Origin of the sequence: Bacillus sp. CDB3, assembly GCF_002081505.1 — a bacterium.
Taxonomy (GTDB): domain Bacteria; phylum Bacillota; class Bacilli; order Bacillales; family Bacillaceae_G; genus Bacillus_A; species Bacillus_A cereus_AT.
The window spans coordinates 1-23760 of the sequence record NZ_ALBR01000078.1 but is presented as its reverse complement, the minus strand read 5'-3'; the positions used below and the strand labels follow the sequence as shown (position 1 = coordinate 23760).

Genomic DNA, 23760 nt, shown 5'->3' with positions numbered 1-23760 from the left:
ATTAATATTTTTAGATATTAATTTTAGGGGGATACTTAATGAAATATTGTTCAAAATGTGGTAGTTCTAGTAATGAAAACAGTAAATTTTGCGGTAATTGTGGTGAGGCTTTTAGTAATAAAATCCAAGAGTTAATAAATCAAAATGAAAATGTCAAATCGATCAAGAATGAACCTGTAATTATATCTAATAAAGATATACCAGGTTTTAAGAAACAAATTATTATAGTATCAACTATTTTAATTTTGCTATTTACGTATTCTATGATAGATATGTGGAAAAAGCATCAAAGTCAAGTTGCTCACGAAAAACTCGAACTAGAAAAAAAGAAGAAAGAAGAAGAAGAACTTAATAAAAAGAATAAAATTTTAGATGATGCTGAAAATAAGGCTAAATTTGTAATTAATAGAATGCAAAAAGAGCTAGGTGAAACTGTTGAAATTATTTATGACAAAGAAACAAAAACAGTTAAAGCAGAATCTCAATTTAGAATGCAAAACCCCAATGATATGGGAAAGAAAGCTACAGAGGATGTATTAACACCTTTTCTTCAAGATGCTAAAGATTTAAAAGAACAATCACCAGATCATTCTTATAAAATTGAATTTTATTATAAAAATGATCCTCAAAATAAATATATAATAATTAATGATGGAAACTTTATGGGAGGAGAATGGTTTAAATATCTGTCTGGACAAGTAGTTAAGCAGATTTTTTAATCCTAAAATACATAAAAAGGGCTAATTTTCCACTAGCTCTTTTTATTATAGCGATTTATCAATGTACAAATTTGTTAAAGGTACTTTAGACGGTGACGCAGACCAAGAAAAAAATATAAAGAGCTTATGGGGAAATACTCGAAAATTATCTATTATAGTGGTGAGCTTGGAGCAATTTTTAACGTTACATTTGCTGGAAAAGATGGATGAAAGTTTGCTACGAGTAAAGCGAAAATGGGAATGAGATAAAGGGAGGATATATATAATGAAACGCACAACGGAATTTGTATTAGGACTTATCGGTGGGTTAATGGGGATTTTTCGCAAAGAGAAAATGGTAGCGTCTGTATAAATCAATATACTAAAAATAGCCGACTGTTTACTATATAATAGTCGGCTATTTTTATATGGAGAAGTTATTAGGTTTAATACGTAAATTTTTGATTTGCTCTTGTAAATGTTTATTAACTGGCGGAACCCTTTGAATATGTTTCTTATTTTTCCATAAAGAAGGATTTTCTCTCTGTAGTAATCCATTGTTCCAAATTGTCTTGGCTACGTCGGACAAGTCGATTCACTAACACATCATGCCACACATAATCCTCTAATAGGTATATATGAACAGGGTCATCTGTATAAAAAGCAACATTACGCTCCTCAAGTGATGGGCCATAAATCATTTCTTTAGAATCTATTGATAAAATAAACCAATGTTCTGTAGACCGGGTTTCTGTATAAGGTGTTATACGGTGAGTTTCTAGATTTTTAATAGGATTTTCAACATGTAGGGTAATACCTTGTATCGTGACTTTATCAGCTACCTCAGATAGTTCCTCTTTTAACGCTTCATACATCTCATCCCACATCGAAATGACAATACGCTTTTCTGCTTTTTTTATTAATGCCTGACAGTAGCTAATTATTGTTTTATTGTCTTTTAAAGTAATCACTCGATTATCTGTTTTTTCCTCGAAAGTTTCTAGTTTTTTTAATGAATCACTGATTCCTTCATAAGTAGACTGCCATTCTGATTGCGCCTTTTGTAAAAAGATTTCAACAGGTAGAGGTGAATAGCGAGTGGTGTCATTTATTTCTTCCTTCATGACAATTCCTTTTTCTACAAGGTTACCCAAAATCTCATAAATTCGCGCTCTTGGGATACCCGAATCCTTACTCACTTGGTAGGCTGTGACAGGCCCCTGTTTAACAAGAGATACATAAGATTTAGCTTCATATTCATTAAAACCAATTTTTTTAAGCTGTTGCACTATGTAGTCCACTTTTTTCGTCCTCCGATGTTTGCTTTTATATTTCAACGTTACAATAACTGTTTACATTTAGCAAATTATTAGTTACTATTCGAATAGTGACTAAAGGGGAGGTTAATAGTATGGATTTTTATTTAGACCCATCAGTATTAATTATTTTGATTGCTTTTGGATTTTTAGCTGCATTTATTGATTCAGTTGTAGGTGGTGGAGGACTGATTGCTTTACCAGCTTTATTATTTACAGGACTGAATCCAGCAAGTGCAGTAGCTACGAATAAACTAGCGTCGACAATGGGGTGTGCAACTAGTAATATTGTTTTTTATCGTTCTGGTAATCTTGATTTGAAATCGGCGTTTAAATTATTTCCACTCACTTTCATAGGTTCCATAATAGGGGCATGGATCGTTCATTTAATGAACCCAGAAGTGCTGAAGCCATTGATGTTGATCATGCTTGGTGTGGTTGCTATTTATACGATTTTCAAAAAAGATTGGGGTAGTGTTTCCACTCATAAGAAATTGTCCGGTCGACACTTCATTATTTTTACTTTTTTTATTTTTATTATTGGTTTTTATGATGGATTTCTAGGTCCTGGCACAGGTTCGTTTTTAATGTTTTCTCTTTTATTTATTGGGTATGATTTTTTAAAAGCAGCAGGTAATGCGAAGCTTCTTAATTTAGGAAGTAATGTTGGTGCATTGTTGATGTTTATGTATGTAGGGCAAGTAAACTATGTGTATGGTTTTATAATGGGGATTGCTCAAATTGCTGGAGGGATTGTTGGCTCCAAATTTGCTATAAAAAAAGGAAGCGGGTATGTTCGTGCTCTTTTCATTACAGTAACTTGTTTATTGTTAGCGAAAAATCTGTATGACTATATTCAGTAAGTAATTTTGAACATCTTCACTTCAAAGAACGTAGACAAGGTCAAATATGAAGGCTACATAAAATATAAGAAGATACTAGGGGGAAATTTCTTTTAACATTTTTTAGATGCTACCTTATTCGAAGATAGCATCTAAAAAAAGGCTCATTTAAAAGAAAATTTAAGTTAAGAGAATGAAAATAATATAAACTCATATTTTTCTGGGGTATGTTTATTGATCATAGTGAAATGTTTACTCTATATTCTTCTTATAATTAGGCCTCAACAAACTCTTAAAATCCAACTCAGCAATCAACACACTCAACAATATAAGCGTCGCCCCTAAATACCCTTTCCCAGTGAGCGTTTCGCCTGTGAAAACAAAGGCAAATCCTGCGGAAAAGACAGGTTCTAATGAAAAAATAAGTCCTGTATGGGTAGGCGTAGTGTATTGCTGGGCGATAACTTGCACGATGAATGCGACTGCGGTGCAAAATATGCTTAAGGCTAAGATGATTAGCCATGAGTCGATCGTGCCAGGAAGCTTTGGCGTTTCTATAATGAATGAAAAAATAAGGCTAAATAGGCCGACGAAACCGAGTTGTATGACCCCGAGCGCAATCGAGTTCACATGTTTCGTTACACTTCCAGTAATAATGACGTGAATGGCATAAAATAAAGCAGACAATATGCAGAATATATCGCCATTACCGATCTTGAATTCGCTAGTTAATGTTAATAAGCCGATTCCTATTATCGTTAACACAATTCCTAATATAACTTTCTTTTCAGGAATGTGTTTTAAAAATATAGCTGATAATATGGGAATGAAAATGACTGTGAGACATAGTAAGAAACCAGCATTAGAAACGCTTGTATACTTTGTGCCAAACGTCGCAAAAATGTAAACGATAAATAAAACAGAGGCCAATATAAATGCATATTTTACAGTTTTAAAATCGATTTTGAATAAATGTTTGTAAAATATTAAACCTGATAAAAGAAAAGCGATAATAAATCGTAATGCGATTAAATTATATTCTTCTATACCATCAAGTCCAAGCTTTGTAAGTAGGATGGATGCACCCCAAAAAAATGTAACTAGTAGTAGCATTAAATCAGCTTTTAATTGAATTTTCATTTCTAGTCCCTCGTTATGTATAATTTATGATTCCATACCCCTATCCCTATCGTTTATTTTAATATCAATTCTGAATATTTTAAATAGAAATTTATCGACGTTTTTTTCTCCATCAAAAGGAATTATATATGATATTCTTTAGTTGAGTTTTGGCTAGGAGAAGGGAAGATAGTGCCTATTCAATAAATGAGATACCTATTCTATATTCTTCTTATAACCCACAGCAACAATTACGCCTTATCTATGGTTATACCGTACAGGACACTCCTCTATGACTATTAGCCTACAAGAGCAGGAGTGTATCCGAAACGTTTTTAACTGGTTTTCAAGGGTATTTACAAGCAGATGGATAATCAAGTACCGGATGTCATCCTTGTGGGATGTTGGGTACATACCAGACGAAAGTTTGATGAACCTTTAAAGGTTTTACCTGATTCAAAGAAGAGGAAAAAAGTGACGCGAGTGAAGGTTTACACTTCTGTAATCAACTCTATTCGATTGAAAGGACGCTCAAACATGTCTCCTACCGAATGATATAGGCAGAGACTTGAAAAAAGCAGCCCCATCCTGGGCTTTTTTCAGCATGGTTTCATGAACAGAAAGATTGTGTTTTACCAAAAAGTGCGTTAGGAAAGGTCATCACTTATTGTTTGAATCAATGGGAATCATCTTGAAGATTTCTTATTAGGCGGTCGTTTAGAAATCGATAACTATAGAAGTGAGCGTTCTATTAAACCATTTGTAATCGGGAGAAAAAATTGGATGTTCTCAAATTCACTGCGAGGTGCCATCATGTATAGTGTGCTTTGAAGCTAAAAAAGAGAACAATTTAAGTCCCTATCATTATCTTCGTTACTTATTTGAAGCACTTCCCAACGTCGTATTAAACAATAAAGAGGACATGGATGAAATCTTGCCGTCGTCAGTGGATTCATTATCTAATTGCAGAGTACCCAAACTCCAACTAAGATATTTAATATTTCCTCGACAGGGAATTTTGTTTATGGTCTGTATCCTCTTTACATAAAATATTTATATTTAAACTAAACGAATATAACGAAGAGTAATTTGATAATGACTATCTTCCTCATCACTATGATAATCACGTTTTTCAACAGTTTGTGTAGCATTTTTACTAACTGTTCCAATACTTACATCAATCCCACCTGGTGAGGTGAATTGGCGATTTGGTTGAATAGGAAAATTAGCACTTGTCATAGTAGCCAAATCAAGAATACTTAAGCCGATAAAATCTTCAATAATAAGATCAGCAGGAGCCCATAATGCGGCAAAGATTAATATAGCTAAAGTAATCGCAGCGCCTATAACAGAACCCCAAGTTGCTGTTAGAAGTGCACCAGCCACAAGACCTGCTACTGCTCCAACTGCATCTGCAACTAGATTCCAGCTACTTTTTATAACTTGTTCAAAGGCGTCTGCAAATTCTTGGATTTGTGCCTCGTAAGCATCCTCACTATCAATTTCATAACCAATAATAGCCAAAGAAATTCCACCAAGATTGCTACCTTGAATAAGGTTTCGAGTCATATCACGACTTTCTCCTGAATCAACATCATTAAATCTAAAGTTATTTGTAATAATCTCACCAGGAGTTAAATCGTTGGAAATTGGAATCGACAAAACACGAATGCCTACCTCATCAGAACCAGGGCCACTTGTTTCTTCAGGGATATCCAATCTTACGCTAGAGACCTGAAAAGTAGCTGTTGGAGGAGGTAAAATATTTATATATTGTTTTTCGGATACATGTTGTCCAGGCAAACCGACACCTGTATTATTTTGTATAATAACTTCGATGCTATAAATACCTGGAATGAGATCTTCGGGGACTTTGAAAGTAATGACATCTTTGACTCTACAATCATTGATAATTCGTTCTTGTCCATCGACTATCTCAGTTACAGGGGTTGTAACATCTCCCCATACATGTGCATCAACTAAGCGGGGCGCAACGGCTCCTGATTTAGAAGTGATACGAACTTGTCCATTAACATCAATAAAGTTGACCCCTTGTAGTTTTACAGCATTACCTGGAGAAACATCAGGTACACGTAAACAGATTGGGGGTTGTCCAAGACCAGGAATAATGCTATTCCCAGGGCATGGTGGAGGTTGAATTTCGCAAACTGTTTGATTATTGGAATCAATTCGACATACTTGTTGGAACTCGTCGGGTCTAAAAAAATTGGGATCAACTGAAAAAGAGTTGGTACGATATTCGTTAACAATACAAACACTTGGTGGTACAAATGGTTCATTATCCGGTCCTCTAATAATTCTTGGCCGTCCAGGCCTTTCATTAGTTAAACCTTCAGAATCACCGAAAGTTACCAAGCTTGCTTTTTGAAGCAATTCTTGGGAGAGTAGTTGAGCTAATTTATCCGGAATTACTGGCTCGTTTCTTGAAAAACCAGGAGAAAGAAGCTGATTACGAATTTCTTTTGGTAAAGCATCAACTCTTCTCACGGAACATGATAGTACATTACGTACAGCCGGGGAAAGATTTCGAAAAACATTAAATGCAGCCGTCTCAATAGAATCAACAGGCTTAAGGCCTTTTAAATAACGACGAGCCATTTGAAAAAAAGAGGATGCCAATACACTTGGAACTTGATTGTTTTTGATAATAGTATTAATTTTCTCTTCTGGACTTGTTTTGGGTTTACTACCTTCAACAGTTGGAATGCAAAATTCAGAGGAATCAATTATTTTTTTTATACAGACTTTAATAATTTCCTTTTCTTTAAAGTTAAATGCAACTCGCGAATCATTAATAAAGCCGAAATTTTGTTCTTGAAGAGTAATTTCTCCAAGAATTATCGCACCTGTCACTTCGAAAAGATCCCCTTCATTGGCATCTTCGCGATCAATAGCACACTGAAACGGAATATCATCAAAAACTTGAAAATTAGGAACTTGGGTATCATCTTCTAAAACGGCCGTATAAGTTAAGGTTTTATGCACTACCCCACAAATTACAACTTTTTCCGGAATAACATTTTCGATATCAGCTTCAACGGTTTGTGTAACAACAACTGTGTTCTCGAGTGCTGGCGGAACTAAATCTGTTTTGTGTTCAATCATGACTTGACAGCAAGTTGTTGGGTTAGCTATGGGACATACCATTAATGAATTCACTCCTTAATTTTTATAATAGATACATCTTTAATACACTAGAAAGAACAAATAGATTTGTAACATACCAAAAACTATTACAAGTTCTATTACTTTTAAAGTTATTCAATATGAAAGAAAGTGAAACGGCGAATCTACTATAAATACAAATAAGAAATATAAAACTAATCTTTTAGGTATAAGAGAGCATTTTTCCATACATAGAAGCGACCGTGGCTTTTTTTAGCCCTATGCTAAGTAGAAATAAAAAGAGAGAATGAACAAAGTTCTTCTTTGTTTACAAAGCTTCACCGTATATGTTGGGAATTTAATAGGAGTATATAATTATTGATGAAGTATTTTGGTTTTGGGGGATATATGAAAGTTTCAAGTATACTTTATTTAGTCTCTTAACAAGTAGGTAAAATTTCTATACTAATTTTTATAATATCTTTTTCAAGAATATTAAAAGTGAGGTTATTTTTAATACCTTGGTAATAATTTGTTCCGCCAAAATTTGTTTCATAAGATATTACATTCCCTAATATTCTTTGTTCAATAATTTCAAATTGATCGTTCTCTTGAATATGTTCTGACTCTATAAGATATTCAAATGAAATATCATCTTCAATTTTGTGATGTGGAATTTCTTGACCATTCATTACAGCAGTATAAGTAATAGTCTTACGTAGAAAACCACTAATGACAACTACCTCCGAACAAACCTTTTTAATTGTGGCGAATAAGTGCTTCTTAACATTAGTCGTTCCTTTTTTTGCGGGAGGAACCAACTCGATTCTATGTTCTAAAATATGTCTACAACATAAGTCTTTTTCTTTAAATAACGAATTTGTTTCTAATGAATTATTAAGAAAACTGGCGGGTTTTGATATGGTTTTAGTACCTTTCGATGTTTTTGATAGAACATTTGAAGACTTCCTAGATTTCGAAGGGATAGAATCTCTATTAAATAATTTAACTTTAGATATATCATTTTTTTGATTTGAAATCATTTAGATACCTCCTAGATAAATTCGTATTATATATTAAACAAATGAAAAGAAATGGTGATTCTGAAAGAGGCTGGTACAGTCAATAATTTTACAAATTAGGGATTCTTTTTCTCATAGGGGGGCTTTATTTTTAGTTCAGTTATTGTTTTCTTTTTAGTTTGAATGGCAAATTTCTATTTTAGTATGTTGATATGATTAGAGTGATAAGATTTGCAATTATTTCGTTCATTATTGGGTGGGGCTGTCAAGTGTATTAGTTCGAAAGTTCTGTTCTATATATTAAACAAGGGTAATTTGTAAAGAAAGTTATTTCTCAAGGTATGAAAGAAGATGAATATAAAAAAGTTACGTACCATTAAACGTTATCTGTCGCGAAAATATTGGCAAAGACGGATGTTCCCATTCGATCATTGAAAGTTCGGACCTGAAGAAAATCGGTATGTAAGTTTCTAAAGTGAATAGAAATAATGAAAAAGAACCCAATTTCTCTATTTTATATGGAGAGATTGGGTTCTTTCGTTTTGAAATGATTATGAGAAATTTCTTATATATTTCTCATATATTCATCATGTTTCTTTCATTCTCTTCTCACGTCTAAGTTTTACACTCATATGTATCAAAGGTAAAGGGAGGTAATACATTTTTTACTTATTTCAAAACGAATGATAGATGGTGGTGAGCAGATGAAAAAGAATAAACGTAAAAAATTGCGTTGGTTAAAATGGATTTTGATCCTTCCGTTACTTCTAGCATTACTATTGTTTGGATTACATAGTATGAAGTTTGAAAGATGGGATCATGAGAAGCATAAGCAAGCGGCGTATACTGTTTCTCACGATAAAGAAAGAGAAGCTTTCATCGCGCAAAAAGAAAAGGTTAATAACTTTGAACGAAATCAGCATCATGAAAAACATCATGAAAAAGAGTTTGAAGGTTTATTCTTTGTACCATTCCTGTTAGCGTTTGGATTTGTTCTTTTCGGATGGTTCATGCTTCGTAAGTCTGAAGGGAATATGGTTAAAAAGTGGACAGGCATATTGCTTCTAGTTATTGGTTTATTACCGGTCCTTCCGATGCTTGCATTTGTTGCAATGATTGTTTGGGCATATAAAAAGTTTAAAGAAAAAAGAATGGCAACTGATATAGATTTATACAGCGATTTTCAAGTACAACAACAAGTAGATATTTTAGATCAATGGGAACGCAATATTCGTAAGGAGGAGAAGTAATAATGGGTATTTTAAAACGTATTAAAAATATTGTGGTAGCGGATGTGCATCAAACGTTAGATAAGGTAGAAAATCCTGTTAGCATGTTAAAGCAATATCTTCGCGAAACAGAACAGCAAATTACGAAAGCTCAAAAAGCACTTGCTCATCAATATTATTTAGAGAAGAAATATGAAGCATTAATTTCAGAAACGGATGCCCTTATTGCGAAGAGAACTCGCCAAGCTGAGCTTGCAGTATCACGCGAAGAAGATCAAATGGCACAGTTAGCCCTGCAAGAAAAAATCGTGAATGAGAAAAAAGCGGAGCTATATCGCAAGCAGTACGAAATAACAAAAGAGCAGACAGCGACGCTTTATGAACAAATTGACAAATTGCAAAAGAAATATGGAGAGTTGCAATATAAAGAACTAGTTCTTGTTTCGCGGTTAAATGCGGCGCGAGCGATAAAAGAGAGCAACACGGCAATTGATTCTTTCCATACAGAAAGTACAGCGAAAGGCTTTGCACGCATTGAATCTTATGTGCAAAAACTAGAAGCAGAAACAGCTGCTAGTAACTATTTTTATAATTTGAAGTCTCCTAATCAACAAGAAGTGTTAGATCAAAATTTGCAAGAAGAAGTACAGCTGGAGTTAGAGAAGTTAAAAAAGAATAAGTAGTATGCAAAACGCCCATTTCATATGGGCGTTTTTTTGATGTTGAAGTTATTCCTTTTCAAACTGAAAAATATCCCGATTAAGAAGTTGGTGGAAGTGCCTATCCATTTCTGCTGCAGGAACTTTTCTTTCGTTTTGAAACCACCACGCACTTAATGAGGTGATTACTCCTGAATAAAATTCCGTTATTAAATCATTTGGCATCGTATGATTTTTACAAAGGCGATTTAGCGCTTCTGTTTCTTGTTTTCTTGTTTCGTGACTTAAATAATACATGCGGCTATTGAATTGTTCATCAGACATTTGTGCCTCAAATATTTTACAGATTTCTTCATGATGTAGGAATTGTTCCATCACTTGAAATGGTTTACTTAATCGATCTAAAAGTGGTATTTCAGCAATCATTTCGCCATAGCGTTTAAATCCAAATGCTAATAAAGCATCTTTATCTTCAAAATGTTTATAAAAGGTTGTTCGGTGTACCATCGCGCGATCGCATATTTGGTTAATGGTGATGGCACTATATTTTTGTTTTGGTTGCGTCATTAATTCAAATAAGGAATTCCATAGTAATTTATGTGTACGTCTAATACGTAAATCAAGTTGTTTTTCATTATCGTTCATCTACAATTCTCCTTTTTTGTAGATTAAATATACAAAGGATGAAAATTGATTCTCCCTTTTTAATCTACATATGTATATTATATTACATGTGTTCCGGTGTATTTAAAGCTTTTTAAGTAAAAAAACAGAAGGAGAATTTGCAAATGAATATAACAACTAAGAGCCCCGCAAATGGCAAAGTTGATACTTCTAATATGAAGCATACCCCCATTTTAATTGCGTTACTTTTAGGGGCAATGGTTGCATTATTAAACGAAACGTTACTTGGTAATGCGTTAACGGTATTAATGAAAGAATTTGATGTAACAGCTTCAACTATTCAATGGCTTTCTACAGCTTACATGTTAGTAGTTGGTGTTTTAGTCCCGATTACAGCGTTACTTCAGCAATGGCTCACAACGAGACAAATGTTCTTGATCGCTATGGTAACGTTTTTAGTCGGAACATTAATTGCGGGATTTGCACCGACATTTTCCGTTTTATTAGTCGGCCGTATCGTCCAAGCAGTAGCGACGGGGTTAATTTCACCGTTATTAATGAATACGATTTTAATTATTTGTCCACCTGAAAAACGTGGTGCCACAATGGGATTAATCGCACTCGTTATGATGTCAGCTCCAGCAATTGGCCCTACATTATCTGGAGTAATCGTTGATTCACTAAATTGGCGCTGGTTATTCTACATTGTTATTCCTATCGTGATTATTTCAATTATGATTGGAATGAAGTACATTAAAAATGTTTCAGAGTTAACAAGGCCGAAAGTAGATTATCCATCTATTCTTTTATCGACATTAGGTTTCGGCGGGATTGTGTATAGCTTTAGTGCATCAGGTGATTTAGGATGGTCGGATGCGAAAGTGTATGGCGCCTTAATTGTTGGGCTTATATCACTATGTATTTTTGTCGTTCGACAATTAAAAATCGATAATCCAATTTTAGAATTACGTGCATTTAAAGTTCCGATGTTTACAATATCAGTTGGATTAATCGTCATTGTGATGATGTCGTTATTTTCAACGATGACTTTATTACCGATGTTCCTGCAAACAGTTTTACTCGTTACAGCCTTTAAATCAGGACTAATAATGCTTCCAGGAAGTATTATTAGCGCCATAATGGGACCAATCGCAGGTAAACTATTTGATAAATTTAGTCCGAAAGTTGTTATCGTTCCCGGTATTGTGTTAGTAGGGATTGCAATGTTCTTATTTAAAGGCATTACTCCTGAAACATCAATGCTACAAATTATTGTCATGCATAGCGTATTAATGGTTGGACTCATGTTTGTCATGACAGCACAAACATATGGTTTAAATCAATTAACACCAGATTTATATCCACACGGAACAGCACTATTTAATACGTTGCAGCAAGTAGCTGGCGCAATTGGTACGGCTATCTTTATTTCGAAAATGTCTTCAGGAACAACTAAGTATATGGAAAGCTCCGCAAACCCAATGGATCCAGTAGAGAAGTTAAACGGTTTAACATCTGGATTCCAAGGTGCATTTACACTAGGGTTAATCTTTATTGTTATTGCTTTTGTTGTATCGTTGTTCTTAAAAGAAGAGAAAAAGGAAGTAAAGGCAGCGCAGATTTTATAGAACGAGAATTAAGGTTTATATAAAAAGACATCTTTACGATTAAAGATGTCTTTTTACATTTCTTTCGTAATATCATACTGCAGCATCTGCCCCTGATCATAAAATCTCTCAAAAATAATCCCCATAATATAGAAGAATACGAGACCGAAGCCAATATGAATCAGTGTAAAAGTCGCTCCAAATGAAGAAAATTCATACACCATAATTGGTAATTTCGCAGTTGTCCAAACGCCTAAGAAAAATACGATGTACCTAATGCTTGCGCCTTTTTTTAATAGTAGTGCTGCAATCGGAAAGGCAACATAGAGGGGACCAGCTGCAATTCCGCCTAATAATAAAGAGAATAAGATTCCATATATGCCGGACTTTTTCCCCCCATATATTTCATGAGCGTTTCTTTTTTCACCCATTGATCAAGTAATCCTACAAATATTAGGACAGGGGGGAGTAGAAATAGCATATCTAAAATACTATTCCCTGTTAGTTGTAATGCGCTCCATCCTAAAGATTGGTTTATAAAAGTTAATAAGAGGAGCCCAAGCAGTAATATGAAAAAGAAGCGATATCTTTTTAGTTCCTTCATACCATCACCACCCAAATGATATATGAGAATAGGAGTGACATGAGTAATGCAGATGCATTACGTGCGTAAGCAAAGCTTCGTCCGAATAACTTTTGTTCCATCGGCAAGGTTGTAATTCCTACTGACATGAGTGTAGACATAAGTGCCGCAACTTGAGGAAGGCCTGCGCCGTGTTGGACTAAAGTATTACCAAGAGGAAATACGATAAAGCTTGGAATAAGTGCAACGGAGCCGAGTATTGCTGAATAAACAATACCTAACAATCCGGACTGTTCTCCAATGATAGAAGAGATGAAGGACGGCGTTAAGATAGAAAGCGATAAGCCAACGAAAAGCATAATAGATAGCATGGCAGGGAGGAGGTTTCGAAATATTTTCCATGATTTTAAAAGGGCAGCTTTCGTTTTATTCCGATCTTTCATAAAAGAAATCCCCGTAAGAATAATGGCCAAAGTGTAAAGAATAGCGCCATTAATCATGGTTAGATTCCTTTAAGTCTTTATATTTGTTTAAGAAAAAGGTTAAGTTTTTCATTTTTTCCTCAATATCTATTTGGAAATCTGCTAATTGTTCTTTGCCGACTGTAGTAATTTTGTACATTTTTCTCGGTTTATCTGGAACGGATGTACTTACGTAAGATTCAATCGCACCTTCGTTTTCCAATTTCTTCAGCGTGCGGTAAAGAATGGCACTATCGATTGGATTGACCGGAAGTTCTTCTTCACATTTTTGAAGTAGTTGCCCGCCATAATTATCACCTTCTGCTAAAAATAACAAAAGAAATGCACCTGTATGTCTTCCTGTATGTTTCATGAATATACCTCCTAAAATGAATTAGAATTTATACTGTTAATGACAGTATACTGTTGTTAACAGTATATGGTGCATGAAGTGCTATGTCAATTTTAAAATGTTGATTGGTGCAAAGGGTGATCCCTGTTTTCATCTTTTTAAATAACAAAATAAAAGCCTACTGTTTTCTTGTGACAGTGGCTTTCATAGTTGGTAAACTACTATATTACGCTTAGAGAATCTCGCACTTTGATAGTAACACAAATAGGTTAGTCGCATATTGAGAAATAAAAAAAAGACACTCTCAAGAGTGCCTCTTATTAGCAGCCGAATCCGCCGCCCCAACAGCTAGCGCCAACGATGATTAATAAGATAAAGAGCACAACAAGTAAAGCGAATCCACCGCCAAAACCACAGCCTCCACCACAACTACCGCCATAGCCCATATTAACTCCTCCTTCCATAAAGTCCATATATTAATGGATTTATATCACTTTATGTTTTTACGGATAAACTTGAGCAGGTCCCTTGGAAAAATAAAAGTACTCGGTATTTTAAGAGAGTTGACGAGCGTATTTTTGTCACGAGTATTCCGCTTATTACATATGTTATTTTATTCTGTGTATTGGGGGAAGGAGGATCTTTATGGCTAATTCTGAAATGATTTTACGTTTACTTACGGATTTAAAGATTGAACAGCAAGCTTTAAAAGAGCAGTTGGAGAAAATGCAAACAGCTTTGACTATTCTTGAAGAAAAACAAACTACTCCTGAGGAGAAATCAACTATTCTTGAAGAAAAACCAGCTGCTCCAAAGCAAAGAGCTTATTCTGGACGCCCAACATCGTTTCGTGATTGGAGAGCATCTTCTCAAAAGAATTAAGGGATAATGTGATAGTAAGTTACACAAAATCACAAATAAAAAAGTACAGTCTACTGTAGTTAATACAAAGGCTGTACTTTTTGTTATGTTAGGTGATTTATCTATTTTGACTATTCCACTTTTAACTCGATCCCTTTACCCAACGTATCTCCACTAACTTTTAAAGTTAATCCTTGCGTATTTTTCGGCACATCGAATACAATGTTCCCTTCCAAATTTTCAAGAGGATTAAGAACACCAAATTTAAATGTAGCGGTATTAGCAGCTTTAAGTACTAATTGATATTCATTAGAAATGTGATATTCTCTTCCGGTTCCGTCAATTAATGTAAAGTTGTCGCTATTTAGTGTAATGGGTTCCTCTTGACCATTATGCACTCGGAGGTCTAATACTTTAAATACGCCTTGTGCTTTAACTTCTCCATTACCGATAACATCTAATGAATCTACTGGGCCTATAGATATGTATATACCAGAAAAATCTCCACTGGTTGGAAGTTCTTTTTGAGGATCCTTGTTGCTAAGTTCATCATTCTTTGTTTTTTTAGAAGTCTCTTGTTCGTTTTTCGTGTTATTGCTGGATGTATCATGTGAACTGCAAGCTGATAATCCAAATAAGAATGTGCTACATACTAATGATGTTAATAACTTTTTGTTCATATTCTGTTCCTCCAAAATAGAAGTACTTTCAGGGGGGATAATGATTTGGAAAATCTATATTTCTCTTTATATGTATTGAATGTTACATCTTATTATATCGGTTTTGGAATAAAAAGGAAACTTAATGTAAATAAAAAAGACACTTTGCAGTGTCTTTTTTATTTGAGTTATGCGCATTGCTTATTAAGACGTTAGTTACTCATCCTGAACATGAGTAACTATGTAGGATGATTTAATTATAACATTTTAACCAATAATGGGTCTATATGGAATTTAAGTAATGGGTACGTTCGATTATTCGGAATGATAGATATAATATATTATGTTGGGATTTGATCCATTAAAAGCAGTAAACAAGGTAAGGGAGCGTACCCTATTTCATAATTTACACAAATTGTGTAGAAAAGTATGGAGCGATATTTCCCTTTACACGAACATAAAGGTGTAATATAGTTTAGTTAAGTTAACTAAACTATATAGCGAAACGAAATAACAGCATGACTGGAGGAAGAATGCTATGACTAGATCGTATAAAGAAGTAATTAATGAAATGAATCGAGCCTACAATGACTTCTACATTTTACTATTTCAGGAGTTAAAGGATGAGTTCGGTCTTACAGGGCAGCAAGAGAGCATGCTATTTTATATCAATTTAAATGAAAACACGAAAGCAAATAACATTGCGAGTACTTTTAATATATCTAAAAGTGCTGTGAGCCAAGTTTTATCGAAATTGGACAAACAGAAGATGATTTCGAAACAAGTAAACCCTAATAATAAACGGGAGTATTTCCTTACACTTGGTCCAAACGGTAGTAAGTATATAGAGCGGTTGTCTGAGTTAGATGACGTATTAATTGAGAAATATTTCTCGAAAATTGATATCGAAGCTTTGCAGCAAATGACTGATACATTAACGAAAATAAATAAAGTTATATTGGAAGAAAAACAGAAGGACATTGATCCGAATGAGTAAGAAAGTCTATATGAAGTGGATAGTTGAGAGGAGGAGGAGCGTGTTATGAGTTACATACCAAATATGATTACGATAGCAAATTTTGTATGTGGGCTTTTGGCTATTTATGCTGTTTTCGTTCACGATATGTATTTGGGAGCAGTTTTTATTATTACAGGAATGTTATTTGATTTTTTTGATGGCATGGTCGCTCGGAAACTTGATTCTGTGTCGGAAATTGGCGGAGAGTTAGACTCATTTGCGGATTTAGTTACCTTTGGTGTGGCACCGTCTATTCTTGCATATAGTGTCGCTTTAAAAGATTTACAGTTTATCGGGATGATATGTGCGCTGGCTTACAGTATTTGCGGAATGCTGCGGCTTGCTAGATTTAACACACAACAAAGCAAACTCCCGACTTTTATAGGAATGCCCATTCCATTCGCAGCAATGTGTCTTCTCATTTTATGCTTTTCGAATAATCCAGTTTCCGTGGCGCTTGGCACATGCATACTCGCTTATTTAATGGTAAGTAAAATCAAATTCCCTCATTTTAAAAAAGATATGCCGGAAAGCTTGAAGTCTGAAAGATGGGATTGATGATACGTAAATATAATGAGAAAGATAAGGAGCATAACATGATTCGTATGGCACTAAGATCATTTAACATACAAATGTATTGCTTGCTAGGCGTGATGTTATTGGGGTGGTTTATGACACCTTTTCCAGCCTATTTTGTAGGGATAAGCATTGGCCTTCTAGTTAGTATGTACTGCGCCTGGATTTTAGGAAGGCGTATTGAAAAGTTTGGGGATAGTATTGTAAAAAAGAAAAAGCACCGATGCTTGGAATGATGAACCGGTTTGCAGCCGCGATCCTCGGTGCGATTATTATGTATGAAATTGAACATCATAAGTTCATGTGGACATTTGCTGCTGGAATTATGGGTGGGTATTTCTTAATTATTATTAATTTAGGATATTACAGCATGAAAGATGCGAAGAAATAATGTGAAACTTTAATCCACACACACTAATCGACCTTTTTAACTATTTAAGTTTTGAATCTAAGGAATTAAAGTTAGTTGAGCAACTTTGTATAGCGGAAGGATTATTTGTATTTCATACTAAAGACCGAAAGTGATAAAGTGTTGTGTAAATAACTAATTTGGATGACTTGAATGTATAAACCTAAAAACTTTCCTTTATGGAGAGCTTTTTTATTATAAAGAAAAGACACCCATATAAGAGTGTCTTTTCCAATAGTTTTTTAGCAGAAGCAAGAAGCTCCAACAATGATCAATAAAATAAACAATACAACTAGTAAAGCAAAGCCGCCGCCACAACTACTACAACTACCACCAAATCCCATAATAGTTCCTCCTTTAATAAGAGGGGAAAACAAGGGTACATTCATGCATTTTAACGGATTCAAATTACTTTATGTTTTTTACACAATAATTGAGCAGGTCCTTTTGAAAATAAAGAAAAGACACCTTAAGGTGCCTTTCTCTGACTTGAACCACTTTAATTTTAATAATATGTATTGGACATCAAGTAAACACGCCCTATAAAACAGAATCATTTATTTTTACCAGATTGTTAGTGTACAAATACAAGAGAATCGAGATCGTTTGTTTGGCTAGCTAGATTAAAGCAACGCCACATCTATATGGGTGAGATGTGTTACGCCTTCTAATCGGAGAATCTGCTTTATAGAACGTGTCCACAAGTTATATTTTACTACATGTAATATTTATTTGGTGTAATTTTTACGAATATGTATAATTACATAAAGTTTATGAGAAAAAGAGAGTATACTTTGATATTGTGTAATAAAGATAAGGCCCACCTACGGAAATAGGTGGGCTTTTTAACGCATAAAGAAAAGACATCCATGTATAATATGGGTAAAAAAAGAATTCATGTTCATTTTCGTACTTACTGGAGAAATCCGATTTTTACTTAATTTAAGTGGAAAATTCATAAACTACAAAGAGGATGCAGGGAGAATTTATGATGACGAAAGAATAATTAGCTAGAGAAACAATAAAATTAGGCTTGAAATTGGGGACTTCAGTAAAAGCGGAGGAAATTTTAAAGGTATGTCTTGAAGAGTCATATAAAGAAAATACATAAAAAGAAGACTGCCATTGTGAGGCTGTCTTCTGTGATTAGTCATTCTTTTTATTTTTCATATAAGTAACGTACATTTCTAATTGCTCCCAAGCTTTCGTTCCTCTTCTGGAAGGCTTTCGATTAAAGCCATTATATTTTTTTCTTCTTCGGATACGATCTTATCTTCTTCTGCGTTTAATTCAGGATCTTCTCATAAAGTGTCACCTACTAATGATATTTTGTTTAATCAAGTTAACAATTTACATGTTAAACAAATATTATCCAAGCGACCATTCATTTAGGTGACATCAGCATTACAAATTTATAAGGTTTATTAAAAAACTTAATAGAAAGTCGAACAAAATAGTTGTTTTGAAACTGTTCATGAAAAAAGAGCACTATCGAAAGTGCTCTTAGAAAATACATTTTATATTCTGTTTTGAGCTACGATTTTAATATTCTCTGGTGGAATGATATCTTGAATTTTTTCTTTTAAATCTACTTGGACCATTTCTTCAAGATGTTCAAGTGAAACTTCAAAGTTTATGCATTCCGCAGTTGCGATGTTTAATAAAGAATAATTTTCATTCTTTTTAACAACAAGATATTGTGATTGATCTGTTAATACTATACATCCTTGTTGAATTCCTAATTTACGATTATCTTCAAAAGTCATAAATAAATCTCCTAACATTTTTCTGATAGGAATTGTACTACATAAAAATGTTAGTGTCTAGTCGGTTTTATCTAAGAACTAAAGTCAAACAAAATCGTTATTTTGTACATCAAGGTAGTCAGCGTAATCAACTAACGGTTTGTTAAAAAAAGAAGCCCCGCAAATATTGCAGAGCTTCATAGGGTTGAGTTATGTCGTACTCACAAGGGATTTTAACATGAATTTCGAGGTGAATAAATTGGTGAATGTGTCCAAGTAATTTGGAGCTATTTTATAAAAAAAGAGAAGCGCTTAATCAGGACGCTCCTCTTAATGCCAATACACAATAACTATCCCATTATACTGTATAAGAGTAAAATATTTAACAATTACCTTCATGGTAAAAATTTCATTTTTCATTAGTTTAAAACCCAAAAAGAGTACTTAATAAAGTGCTCTCGTGACGAGATTATCCATTTGTAAAGACAATTTCAATATATAGAGAAAGGAACACAGAATATTATATGTATGCCCAGTTAATTGAGTGCTTTTTACAAACAAAGAGCAGCTAGCAAAAGCTAACTGCTCGGTTCTCCAAGGGGGAACAAGGAGAAAATCTAATGTCATATACAGTATTGACGGAATATTGAGTTTTATTCGTGAAGAATTACGTTTAACTTAATGCATAGCCAACGATCAAAGTTAGTGTTAAAAACACTGATAATAACAATGTTAGTAGAACTGTTACTATGCTTCTAAGCATTGCTATCCAATTATCTACTTTAGAGAATCCTATAATACCAGCAAAAAAAGTTCCTATTGAAAAAATGAGTACGAAAAATAAAGGGTGAAAATAAACGACGTTTATAAAAGATGCATTCATTTCAGGTGTGCATAATTCAAGATATAAAAGAAAAAAAGCAATGCAAACGAATGAAAAAATAAAGGACCATAGATTTATATTATGCTTCATACGTTGCTCCTTTGTTATCGAAATATTTCTATTAAATTCTAATGGAAAATATAAGAAAAAGATAGTGTTTATAAAGTGGTGTGTATAAAGGAAAGCCTAAGAAATACACTGAGACAAATGAAAGTATGAAACAAGCTTTGGGATTATTTAAAGATCGTAAGAATAACGGTTATACCGTAAAGAAGATATGTAATGAAACTGGAGTTAGCCGTACTGTTTTGTATGAAATAGCAAAAGAAAAGGGAATAGTTTAATTTACTTTAAAGTAGCGAATCCGCTGCTTTTTTATTTTATATAAATTTTTTTGAGTAGAAATGAAAATAGGTGTTTGCCTTAAACATTTATTATTAATCAAGAATATGAGTATAGAAACAGGTCTAATTTTTGTAATGGTGGAGGGGATTGTTGTGGACATAACTCAAAGTGTGGCAAGAATAGTGGTTAATGGGAAAGACCTTCCGTTCACTTCAGTTCAAACCTCTGCATGGAATCATGGACCTGTAAATGATTTAATCGTTTCGACGAATCAGAGAGTGAATGAGCTTTATCAATTCATGTGGTCACAAGTACCAGTTACGATTTCGGTGTATTTTCTTCAAGGGGCGGAATTAATGAGATTCGCTAGGATTGCTGGAATTAATGAACGTGTAACGGGAGAATATATATATCATTTCATTTGGGGATAAGAAGAATTCAAAGTGGCTTAACAGCTGCTTTTTTATTTTGCATAGAAAAAGGAACCATAATAGGCTCCTTAGTTCGATTCAGAAGTTGTGTAGTTTTTCTTGATAATATCTTTTATGTTGATAATTAAGGATATAAGGAATCCAGCAGCTAGGATACCGTTTACCCAGTAATATGTATTCCCTGATGTGAACTTTTTATAAAAAGAATCGACATTATAATATAATAAGCCTGCTGAAAGGACGGTAGAAATTACTAACGTACCAAAACTTTTCATATTTTTCACTCCGTTTCTAAAGATTAAGATTCTTACAAAAATTATACAGGGAAATTTATAGATTTAAAATATTTTATGAAATAATTACCATATGGAGGGGGTATGACGAATTTCTTCCTATTACTACTCAGTAAGATTTTTCATGGTTTTATATGTGTGTGCATGTCTAGCTTCGGTTTTGTTTTTCGTTGAATTTTTCGTGATGTGATTGCACTCGATCAATTACTTGTTTTGAGTATAGGAATTATTATTTTAATAAAAGCGTTTTTTGTAAAACGTTGTAGTAAAGAGTTACGAGGTGATAAAGGTTAATCGCCCTAAATGTAGTTTTAGAATTTCGCAATCGGAGTATATTTTTGAAAAAGGCTTATTGAATAATGACAGTTTATTTTAAGAAAGTAAATCGATAATATAGTAAATAATACTTTCCTTGACCCTGTACTATGGTATAGGGTTTATACTTTATATGAGGTGAGATAGATGCAATATTTTATTATCGAAACTTTAATAGATTTAGAAAAGAAAGCAGAAGAATATTTATAAAAATAATAAATTGTAAAGGCGGAAGAATAATGGAAGATTGTTGTATTAACCTTAAAGGAATAAAAATTGAAAATAATGGTCATTGTCCATCATGTAAAAATAAAGCTAAGAATGTAAAGTTGATTACACTAAAATCATTGCTTAAACCATCTGCATTAGAAACATTAAATGCTAAAGAAAATCACTATTTTTGTTCAAACGAAGATTGTGATGTAGTCTATTTTGATACGAATAATAAAAAATACTTTGTATCTGACATAAAGGTAGCTGTAAATCAAAAAGATGACTCAGCAACTACACCCATTTGTTATTGTTTTGATTGGACAAAAGAAAAAATCAAACAATATGTGAAAAATGGACTTACTCCTAATCCAGTAGAGCATATTCGCGAAAATATAAGAGAAAATCGATGTGGTTGTGAAGTAAACAATCCACAAGGTAGTTGTTGTTTAGGCAATGTTACAACTTATATAAGAAAAATGTCATAAGGAACTTAAATGTTGCTTTTTTTCACCAAAATACTTGGGGGTATTTCAAAATCTCAAGTCGATGGGCATGTGACGTTGCCTCATGCTCACCAAGCTAGTTAGTGTATGTCAAGTAAACCTTATGGATTTGTATATCTCATCCATCCACTTTCAGATTGTTTCGCTTTATACTTCCCATAAGACAGAAGCTTCATTGCCGAGCGATTGGCCGCATGAAAAACCAAGTTCAGCTTCCATTCTTCCTCCATTTCACTGGGATAGGTGGTAGATTCATAAACATAATAACCCGCCATGATACAAGGGATTACTTGCTCAGGTTCAAATCCATAAGCAGTTGCATCATCCACGACCAAATCAATGATGCATCGGTTTCCATCTTTAACTTTTTTCTGGAGTAATTTTTTTACCGATCCTGGTACTAATTCTAATATTTTATCCTTCATGTCAGTCACCTCATCTTTTATCATGTCCAGATAGCCTGGGGATATGTGTCAAACAGAATGAAGTTCCAACCGTAATTGCACAGGTTTAACAAGATCTTAAGAACTATATCACCCTAAAAGAGAAAATGGATTTAAATAAAAGAAACCCCGATTGTCTGCGGGGCTCCTAAGGGTAATCGTCAAGTAATGACGTACTCGACTAATTAACGATATCATGAATTTTTTGGTAAAAATACTGGTAAATGTGTCCAAATGAATGAGGGCATCATTTGGAACAAAAACGTTATTTTAATTTCAAACAAAAGAACAGTCAGCAAAAGCTAACTGCTCGGTTCTCCAAGGGGGAACAAGGAGAAAGTAACTTAATCGGTTGTCTACAGTATTGACGGAATATTGAATTTTATTCAGGGGACTATGTTATATCCAAACCGATGTCTTACCTAATACAGAGTTAGATAAGATTACTTGGTGGATGGATACTTGATCAGGTGGTAAATGGTGGTATGAATATATCAAAGTTAGATAATAGTTGAAGCCGTCCTTAATCGGGCGTCTTCAACTATTATCTAAATGCTTCTTTAGCTTTCTCTATCTGTATGTAACCTTGAATACAAGATTCTTTCATTTTTATTCCCGGATATATTTGAAAAACTGTATGTTTTTTATCTCAAATCAATTATATCTATAAATTTAAGGAAAACTCTGTTATAAGATGCATCAGTGCAAGTTATTAAATTCTTTATCGGATTTATGTCAGTTACAGTCATATATCTAGTAAGCAAATGACCATCTCTATAATAAGTAATCAATATCTTCTCTTCAGAAAGAAATGAACATAGTAACTTGTTTTCAATAATTTCTTGTTCGTCTTGGGTTAATGTAGGGCGCTTCACTTTTGTTTGTTTTTTAACAATCTTACCAATACCGCTGGATTTCTTCGGTATCGAAGCGAATGGAGTCCGCTTAATCATTCCTATTTCTTTTGGCATATGTGTATAGTTCATGCTGTATATCTCCCTGATTGCTATTAATAACTGTATCATTATATCAATTTTTGGAGATGTTAGGATTATTTATACACGTATAAAATAAACATTTAGAGGTTTTTACTCCTTATAAAATCAACCCAATTTAACTAAGCATGATTTATATATAATTGAGTAATGAACATGAATCAATTATTGTCATAGATGTAAGCAACATTTATAATGCAAAAGAATTGCATTTACTTCTTAAAGAGAAGCTTGAGTTTCCTGATTTGTACGGGGAAAACTGGGATGTTTTTTGGGATTGTATTACAGGATTTGTGTGTCCTTTGCCAAACAAAATGATCTTCGACGGATGGTCCAAGTTAGAAAAAAGGTTACCGAGAGATACAAAAATAATGAAAGAGTGTCTTCTTGATTATAATGAAGAGGATAGAAAGGATCCTGAATGGAAAAGCGA

At 33.7% G+C, this 23760-nt stretch carries 26 protein-coding genes and 6 pseudogenes; 15 read left to right on the top strand and 17 right to left on the bottom strand.

Translation table 11 applies throughout. The features are described 5' to 3' along the window. The first annotated feature begins 38 nt into the window (after positions 1 to 38). Positions 39 to 719: a zinc ribbon domain-containing protein gene (locus CDB3_RS19520; protein ID WP_128855636.1), complete on the top strand. Its 681-nt coding sequence runs from the start codon at positions 39 to 41 to the stop codon at positions 717 to 719. A gap of 494 nt (positions 720 to 1213) precedes the next feature. On the opposite strand, the gene CDB3_RS19510 is transcribed toward CDB3_RS19520, so the two are convergent. Continuing rightward, positions 1214 to 1999: a TrmB family transcriptional regulator gene (locus tag CDB3_RS19510; RefSeq protein WP_128855634.1), complete on the bottom strand. Its 786-nt coding sequence runs from the start codon at positions 1997 to 1999 to the stop codon at positions 1214 to 1216. 110 nt (positions 2000 to 2109) lie between these two features. On the opposite strand from CDB3_RS19510, the gene CDB3_RS19505 reads away from it, so the two are divergent. Then, positions 2110 to 2877, top strand: coding sequence for a TSUP family transporter (locus tag CDB3_RS19505; protein WP_128855633.1), 768 nt, complete (start codon positions 2110 to 2112; stop codon positions 2875 to 2877). A 231-nt stretch (positions 2878 to 3108) separates the two neighbouring features. Here CDB3_RS19505 and CDB3_RS19500 read toward each other — a convergent pair whose 3' ends face one another. Further along, positions 3109 to 3996: a DMT family transporter gene (locus CDB3_RS19500; RefSeq protein ID WP_128855632.1), complete on the bottom strand. Its 888-nt coding sequence runs from the start codon at positions 3994 to 3996 to the stop codon at positions 3109 to 3111. 223 nt (positions 3997 to 4219) lie between these two features. Between CDB3_RS19500 and CDB3_RS33260 the strand changes: the two are divergent. After that, positions 4220 to 5023, top strand: a pseudogene (locus tag CDB3_RS33260) (IS66 family transposase); the annotation flags it as partial. An 11-nt stretch (positions 5024 to 5034) separates the two neighbouring features. Here CDB3_RS33260 and CDB3_RS32465 read toward each other — a convergent pair. Together CDB3_RS32465 and CDB3_RS19485 are read right to left on the bottom strand one after the other, a co-directional pair. Continuing rightward, positions 5035 to 7101 carry a hypothetical protein gene (locus tag CDB3_RS32465; RefSeq protein ID WP_256869883.1) on the bottom strand — a complete coding sequence of 689 codons (2067 nt, stop codon included), beginning with the start codon at positions 7099 to 7101 and terminating at the stop codon, positions 5035 to 5037. A 440-nt stretch (positions 7102 to 7541) separates the two neighbouring features. After that, positions 7542 to 8144 carry a hypothetical protein gene (locus CDB3_RS19485; RefSeq protein WP_128855631.1) on the bottom strand — a complete coding sequence of 201 codons (603 nt, stop codon included), beginning with the start codon at positions 8142 to 8144 and terminating at the stop codon, positions 7542 to 7544. Between the two features lie 683 nt (positions 8145 to 8827). Between CDB3_RS19485 and CDB3_RS19480 the strand changes: the two genes are divergently transcribed. Together CDB3_RS19480 and CDB3_RS19475 are read left to right on the top strand one after the other, a co-directional pair. After that, the gene (locus CDB3_RS19480; RefSeq protein WP_128855630.1) at positions 8828 to 9373 is read left to right on the top strand and encodes a hypothetical protein; all 546 of its coding nucleotides are present in this window, start codon (positions 8828 to 8830) and stop codon (positions 9371 to 9373) included. A 2-nt stretch (positions 9374 to 9375) separates the two neighbouring features. Continuing rightward, entirely contained in the window at positions 9376 to 10035 is a 660-nt protein-coding gene (locus CDB3_RS19475; RefSeq protein WP_128855629.1) for a PspA/IM30 family protein, read from the top strand. A gap of 45 nt (positions 10036 to 10080) precedes the next feature. Here CDB3_RS19475 and CDB3_RS19470 read toward each other — a convergent pair whose 3' ends face one another. Next, a complete protein-coding gene (locus CDB3_RS19470; RefSeq protein WP_128855628.1) occupies positions 10081 to 10656 on the bottom strand; it encodes a TetR/AcrR family transcriptional regulator in 576 nt (191 codons plus the stop codon). Between the two features lie 143 nt (positions 10657 to 10799). On the opposite strand from CDB3_RS19470, the gene CDB3_RS19465 reads away from it, so the two are divergent. Beyond that, the gene (locus CDB3_RS19465) at positions 10800 to 12263 is read left to right on the top strand and encodes an MDR family MFS transporter (RefSeq protein WP_128855627.1); all 1464 of its coding nucleotides are present in this window, start codon (positions 10800 to 10802) and stop codon (positions 12261 to 12263) included. A gap of 53 nt (positions 12264 to 12316) precedes the next feature. On the opposite strand, the pseudogene CDB3_RS19460 reads toward CDB3_RS19465, so the two are convergent. The 4 genes and pseudogenes from CDB3_RS19460 to CDB3_RS19445 all read right to left on the bottom strand — a co-directional run bounded on the left by CDB3_RS19460 (position 12317) and on the right by CDB3_RS19445 (position 14084). Further along, positions 12317 to 12846 (bottom strand): annotated as a pseudogene (locus CDB3_RS19460) (permease). Next, positions 12843 to 13325, bottom strand: coding sequence for a hypothetical protein (locus CDB3_RS19455; protein WP_128855626.1), 483 nt, complete (start codon positions 13323 to 13325; stop codon positions 12843 to 12845). Before CDB3_RS19455 ends, CDB3_RS19460 begins: the two are co-directional and overlap by 4 nt. Then, the gene (locus CDB3_RS19450) at positions 13318 to 13659 is read right to left on the bottom strand and encodes a PadR family transcriptional regulator (RefSeq protein WP_128855625.1); all 342 of its coding nucleotides are present in this window, start codon (positions 13657 to 13659) and stop codon (positions 13318 to 13320) included. Before CDB3_RS19450 ends, CDB3_RS19455 begins: the two co-directional genes overlap by 8 nt. A gap of 299 nt (positions 13660 to 13958) precedes the next feature. Continuing rightward, a complete protein-coding gene (locus CDB3_RS19445; protein ID WP_000540377.1) occupies positions 13959 to 14084 on the bottom strand; it encodes a YjcZ family sporulation protein in 126 nt (41 codons plus the stop codon). 199 nt (positions 14085 to 14283) lie between these two features. Here CDB3_RS19445 and CDB3_RS19440 point away from each other — a divergent pair, with 199 nt between their 5' ends. Then, a complete protein-coding gene (locus CDB3_RS19440) occupies positions 14284 to 14520 on the top strand; it encodes a preprotein translocase (RefSeq protein ID WP_098500804.1) in 237 nt (78 codons plus the stop codon). A 110-nt stretch (positions 14521 to 14630) separates the two neighbouring features. Here the strand turns inward: CDB3_RS19440 and CDB3_RS19435 are convergent, their stop codons facing one another. Then, complete coding sequence (locus CDB3_RS19435) at positions 14631 to 15179, bottom strand: DUF4352 domain-containing protein (RefSeq protein ID WP_128855624.1); 549 nt, start codon at positions 15177 to 15179, stop codon at positions 14631 to 14633. 517 nt (positions 15180 to 15696) lie between these two features. On the opposite strand from CDB3_RS19435, the gene CDB3_RS19430 reads away from it, so the two are divergent. From CDB3_RS19430 to CDB3_RS19420, 3 genes and pseudogenes are all read left to right on the top strand, one after another. Beyond that, a complete protein-coding gene (locus tag CDB3_RS19430) occupies positions 15697 to 16155 on the top strand; it encodes a MarR family winged helix-turn-helix transcriptional regulator (protein ID WP_128855623.1) in 459 nt (152 codons plus the stop codon). A gap of 45 nt (positions 16156 to 16200) precedes the next feature. Continuing rightward, positions 16201 to 16734 carry a CDP-diacylglycerol--serine O-phosphatidyltransferase gene (gene pssA, locus CDB3_RS19425; protein ID WP_128855622.1) on the top strand — a complete coding sequence of 178 codons (534 nt, stop codon included), beginning with the start codon at positions 16201 to 16203 and terminating at the stop codon, positions 16732 to 16734. A 38-nt stretch (positions 16735 to 16772) separates the two neighbouring features. Further along, positions 16773 to 17143: pseudogene (locus CDB3_RS19420) on the top strand (ATP synthase subunit I). 260 nt (positions 17144 to 17403) lie between these two features. On the opposite strand, the gene CDB3_RS19415 reads toward CDB3_RS19420, so the two are convergent. The 4 genes and pseudogenes from CDB3_RS19415 to CDB3_RS32460 all read right to left on the bottom strand — a co-directional run bounded on the left by CDB3_RS19415 (position 17404) and on the right by CDB3_RS32460 (position 19879). Further along, positions 17404 to 17505, bottom strand: a complete 102-nt coding sequence (locus CDB3_RS19415) for a YjcZ family sporulation protein (RefSeq protein WP_000505688.1) — start codon at positions 17503 to 17505, stop codon at positions 17404 to 17406. An 802-nt stretch (positions 17506 to 18307) separates the two neighbouring features. Next, positions 18308 to 18462, bottom strand: a pseudogene (locus tag CDB3_RS33135) (helix-turn-helix domain-containing protein); the annotation flags it as partial. Positions 18463 to 18678: 216 nt separating this feature from the next. Further along, a complete protein-coding gene (locus tag CDB3_RS19410) occupies positions 18679 to 18927 on the bottom strand; it encodes a hypothetical protein (protein ID WP_097829869.1) in 249 nt (82 codons plus the stop codon). Between the two features lie 652 nt (positions 18928 to 19579). After that, positions 19580 to 19879, bottom strand: coding sequence for a hypothetical protein (locus CDB3_RS32460; RefSeq protein WP_097829870.1), 300 nt, complete (start codon positions 19877 to 19879; stop codon positions 19580 to 19582). A 77-nt stretch (positions 19880 to 19956) separates the two neighbouring features. On the opposite strand from CDB3_RS32460, the pseudogene CDB3_RS33255 reads away from it, so the two are divergent. Together CDB3_RS33255 and CDB3_RS19395 are read left to right on the top strand one after the other, a co-directional pair. Next, positions 19957 to 20133: pseudogene (locus CDB3_RS33255) on the top strand (HNH endonuclease); the annotation flags it as partial. A 60-nt stretch (positions 20134 to 20193) separates the two neighbouring features. Next, a complete protein-coding gene (locus CDB3_RS19395; RefSeq protein ID WP_128855621.1) occupies positions 20194 to 20565 on the top strand; it encodes a hypothetical protein in 372 nt (123 codons plus the stop codon). A 68-nt stretch (positions 20566 to 20633) separates the two neighbouring features. Here the strand turns inward: CDB3_RS19395 and CDB3_RS19390 are convergent, their stop codons facing one another. After that, positions 20634 to 20840 carry a hypothetical protein gene (locus tag CDB3_RS19390; RefSeq protein WP_128855620.1) on the bottom strand — a complete coding sequence of 69 codons (207 nt, stop codon included), beginning with the start codon at positions 20838 to 20840 and terminating at the stop codon, positions 20634 to 20636. 572 nt (positions 20841 to 21412) lie between these two features. Between CDB3_RS19390 and CDB3_RS19385 the strand changes: the two genes are divergently transcribed. Beyond that, positions 21413 to 21871 (top strand): putative iron-sulfur cluster-binding metallochaperone, encoded by a 459-nt coding sequence (locus CDB3_RS19385; protein ID WP_128855619.1) that lies wholly within the window; start codon positions 21413 to 21415, stop codon positions 21869 to 21871. 119 nt (positions 21872 to 21990) lie between these two features. Here CDB3_RS19385 and CDB3_RS19380 read toward each other — a convergent pair whose 3' ends face one another. Beyond that, positions 21991 to 22314, bottom strand: a complete 324-nt coding sequence (locus CDB3_RS19380) for a hypothetical protein (RefSeq protein WP_002110670.1) — start codon at positions 22312 to 22314, stop codon at positions 21991 to 21993. Between the two features lie 409 nt (positions 22315 to 22723). Here CDB3_RS19380 and CDB3_RS19375 point away from each other — a divergent pair. Then, positions 22724 to 22798: pseudogene (locus tag CDB3_RS19375) on the top strand (N-acetylmuramoyl-L-alanine amidase C-terminal domain-containing protein); the annotation flags it as partial. Positions 22799 to 22976: 178 nt separating this feature from the next. Here CDB3_RS19375 and CDB3_RS19370 read toward each other — a convergent pair. Beyond that, complete coding sequence (locus CDB3_RS19370) at positions 22977 to 23318, bottom strand: YolD-like family protein (protein ID WP_128855618.1); 342 nt, start codon at positions 23316 to 23318, stop codon at positions 22977 to 22979. 152 nt (positions 23319 to 23470) lie between these two features. Between CDB3_RS19370 and CDB3_RS19365 the strand changes: the two genes are divergently transcribed. Continuing rightward, positions 23471 to 23760: barstar family protein (locus CDB3_RS19365; RefSeq protein ID WP_128855617.1), on the top strand; the 290-nt coding region annotated here is incomplete at its 3' end.

What these genes read in the sequence shown, in the direction of transcription:
- CDB3_RS19435 (WP_128855624.1), bottom strand. Translation starts at nt 15,179, where the DNA reads ATGAACAAAAAGTTATTAACATCATTAGTATGTAGCACATTCTTATTT.
- CDB3_RS19415 (WP_000505688.1), bottom strand. Translation starts at nt 17,505, where the DNA reads ATGGGATTTGGTGGTAGTTGTAGTAGTTGTGGCGGCGGCTTTGCTTTA.
- CDB3_RS32465 (WP_256869883.1), bottom strand. Translation starts at nt 7,101, where the DNA reads ATGATTGAACACAAAACAGATTTAGTTCCGCCAGCACTCGAGAACACA.
- CDB3_RS19475 (WP_128855629.1), top strand. Translation starts at nt 9,376, where the DNA reads ATGGGTATTTTAAAACGTATTAAAAATATTGTGGTAGCGGATGTGCAT.
- CDB3_RS19465 (WP_128855627.1), top strand. Translation starts at nt 10,800, where the DNA reads ATGAATATAACAACTAAGAGCCCCGCAAATGGCAAAGTTGATACTTCT.
- CDB3_RS19505 (WP_128855633.1), top strand. Translation starts at nt 2,110, where the DNA reads ATGGATTTTTATTTAGACCCATCAGTATTAATTATTTTGATTGCTTTT.
- CDB3_RS19455 (WP_128855626.1), bottom strand. Translation starts at nt 13,325, where the DNA reads ATGATTAATGGCGCTATTCTTTACACTTTGGCCATTATTCTTACGGGG.
- CDB3_RS19440 (WP_098500804.1), top strand. Translation starts at nt 14,284, where the DNA reads ATGGCTAATTCTGAAATGATTTTACGTTTACTTACGGATTTAAAGATT.
- CDB3_RS19485 (WP_128855631.1), bottom strand. Translation starts at nt 8,144, where the DNA reads ATGATTTCAAATCAAAAAAATGATATATCTAAAGTTAAATTATTTAAT.
- CDB3_RS19450 (WP_128855625.1), bottom strand. Translation starts at nt 13,659, where the DNA reads ATGAAACATACAGGAAGACATACAGGTGCATTTCTTTTGTTATTTTTA.
- CDB3_RS19385 (WP_128855619.1), top strand. Translation starts at nt 21,413, where the DNA reads ATGGAAGATTGTTGTATTAACCTTAAAGGAATAAAAATTGAAAATAAT.
- CDB3_RS19380 (WP_002110670.1), bottom strand. Translation starts at nt 22,314, where the DNA reads ATGAAGGATAAAATATTAGAATTAGTACCAGGATCGGTAAAAAAATTA.
- CDB3_RS19500 (WP_128855632.1), bottom strand. Translation starts at nt 3,996, where the DNA reads ATGAAAATTCAATTAAAAGCTGATTTAATGCTACTACTAGTTACATTT.
- CDB3_RS19410 (WP_097829869.1), bottom strand. Translation starts at nt 18,927, where the DNA reads ATGACTTTTGAAGATAATCGTAAATTAGGAATTCAACAAGGATGTATA.
- CDB3_RS19480 (WP_128855630.1), top strand. Translation starts at nt 8,828, where the DNA reads ATGAAAAAGAATAAACGTAAAAAATTGCGTTGGTTAAAATGGATTTTG.
- pssA (WP_128855622.1), top strand. Translation starts at nt 16,201, where the DNA reads ATGAGTTACATACCAAATATGATTACGATAGCAAATTTTGTATGTGGG.
- CDB3_RS19430 (WP_128855623.1), top strand. Translation starts at nt 15,697, where the DNA reads ATGACTAGATCGTATAAAGAAGTAATTAATGAAATGAATCGAGCCTAC.
- CDB3_RS19395 (WP_128855621.1), top strand. Translation starts at nt 20,194, where the DNA reads ATGAAAATAGGTGTTTGCCTTAAACATTTATTATTAATCAAGAATATG.
- CDB3_RS19370 (WP_128855618.1), bottom strand. Translation starts at nt 23,318, where the DNA reads ATGAACTATACACATATGCCAAAAGAAATAGGAATGATTAAGCGGACT.
- CDB3_RS19470 (WP_128855628.1), bottom strand. Translation starts at nt 10,656, where the DNA reads ATGAACGATAATGAAAAACAACTTGATTTACGTATTAGACGTACACAT.
- CDB3_RS19520 (WP_128855636.1), top strand. Translation starts at nt 39, where the DNA reads ATGAAATATTGTTCAAAATGTGGTAGTTCTAGTAATGAAAACAGTAAA.
- CDB3_RS19445 (WP_000540377.1), bottom strand. Translation starts at nt 14,084, where the DNA reads ATGGGCTATGGCGGTAGTTGTGGTGGAGGCTGTGGTTTTGGCGGTGGA.
- CDB3_RS19390 (WP_128855620.1), bottom strand. Translation starts at nt 20,840, where the DNA reads ATGAAAAGTTTTGGTACGTTAGTAATTTCTACCGTCCTTTCAGCAGGC.
- CDB3_RS32460 (WP_097829870.1), bottom strand. Translation starts at nt 19,879, where the DNA reads ATGAAGCATAATATAAATCTATGGTCCTTTATTTTTTCATTCGTTTGC.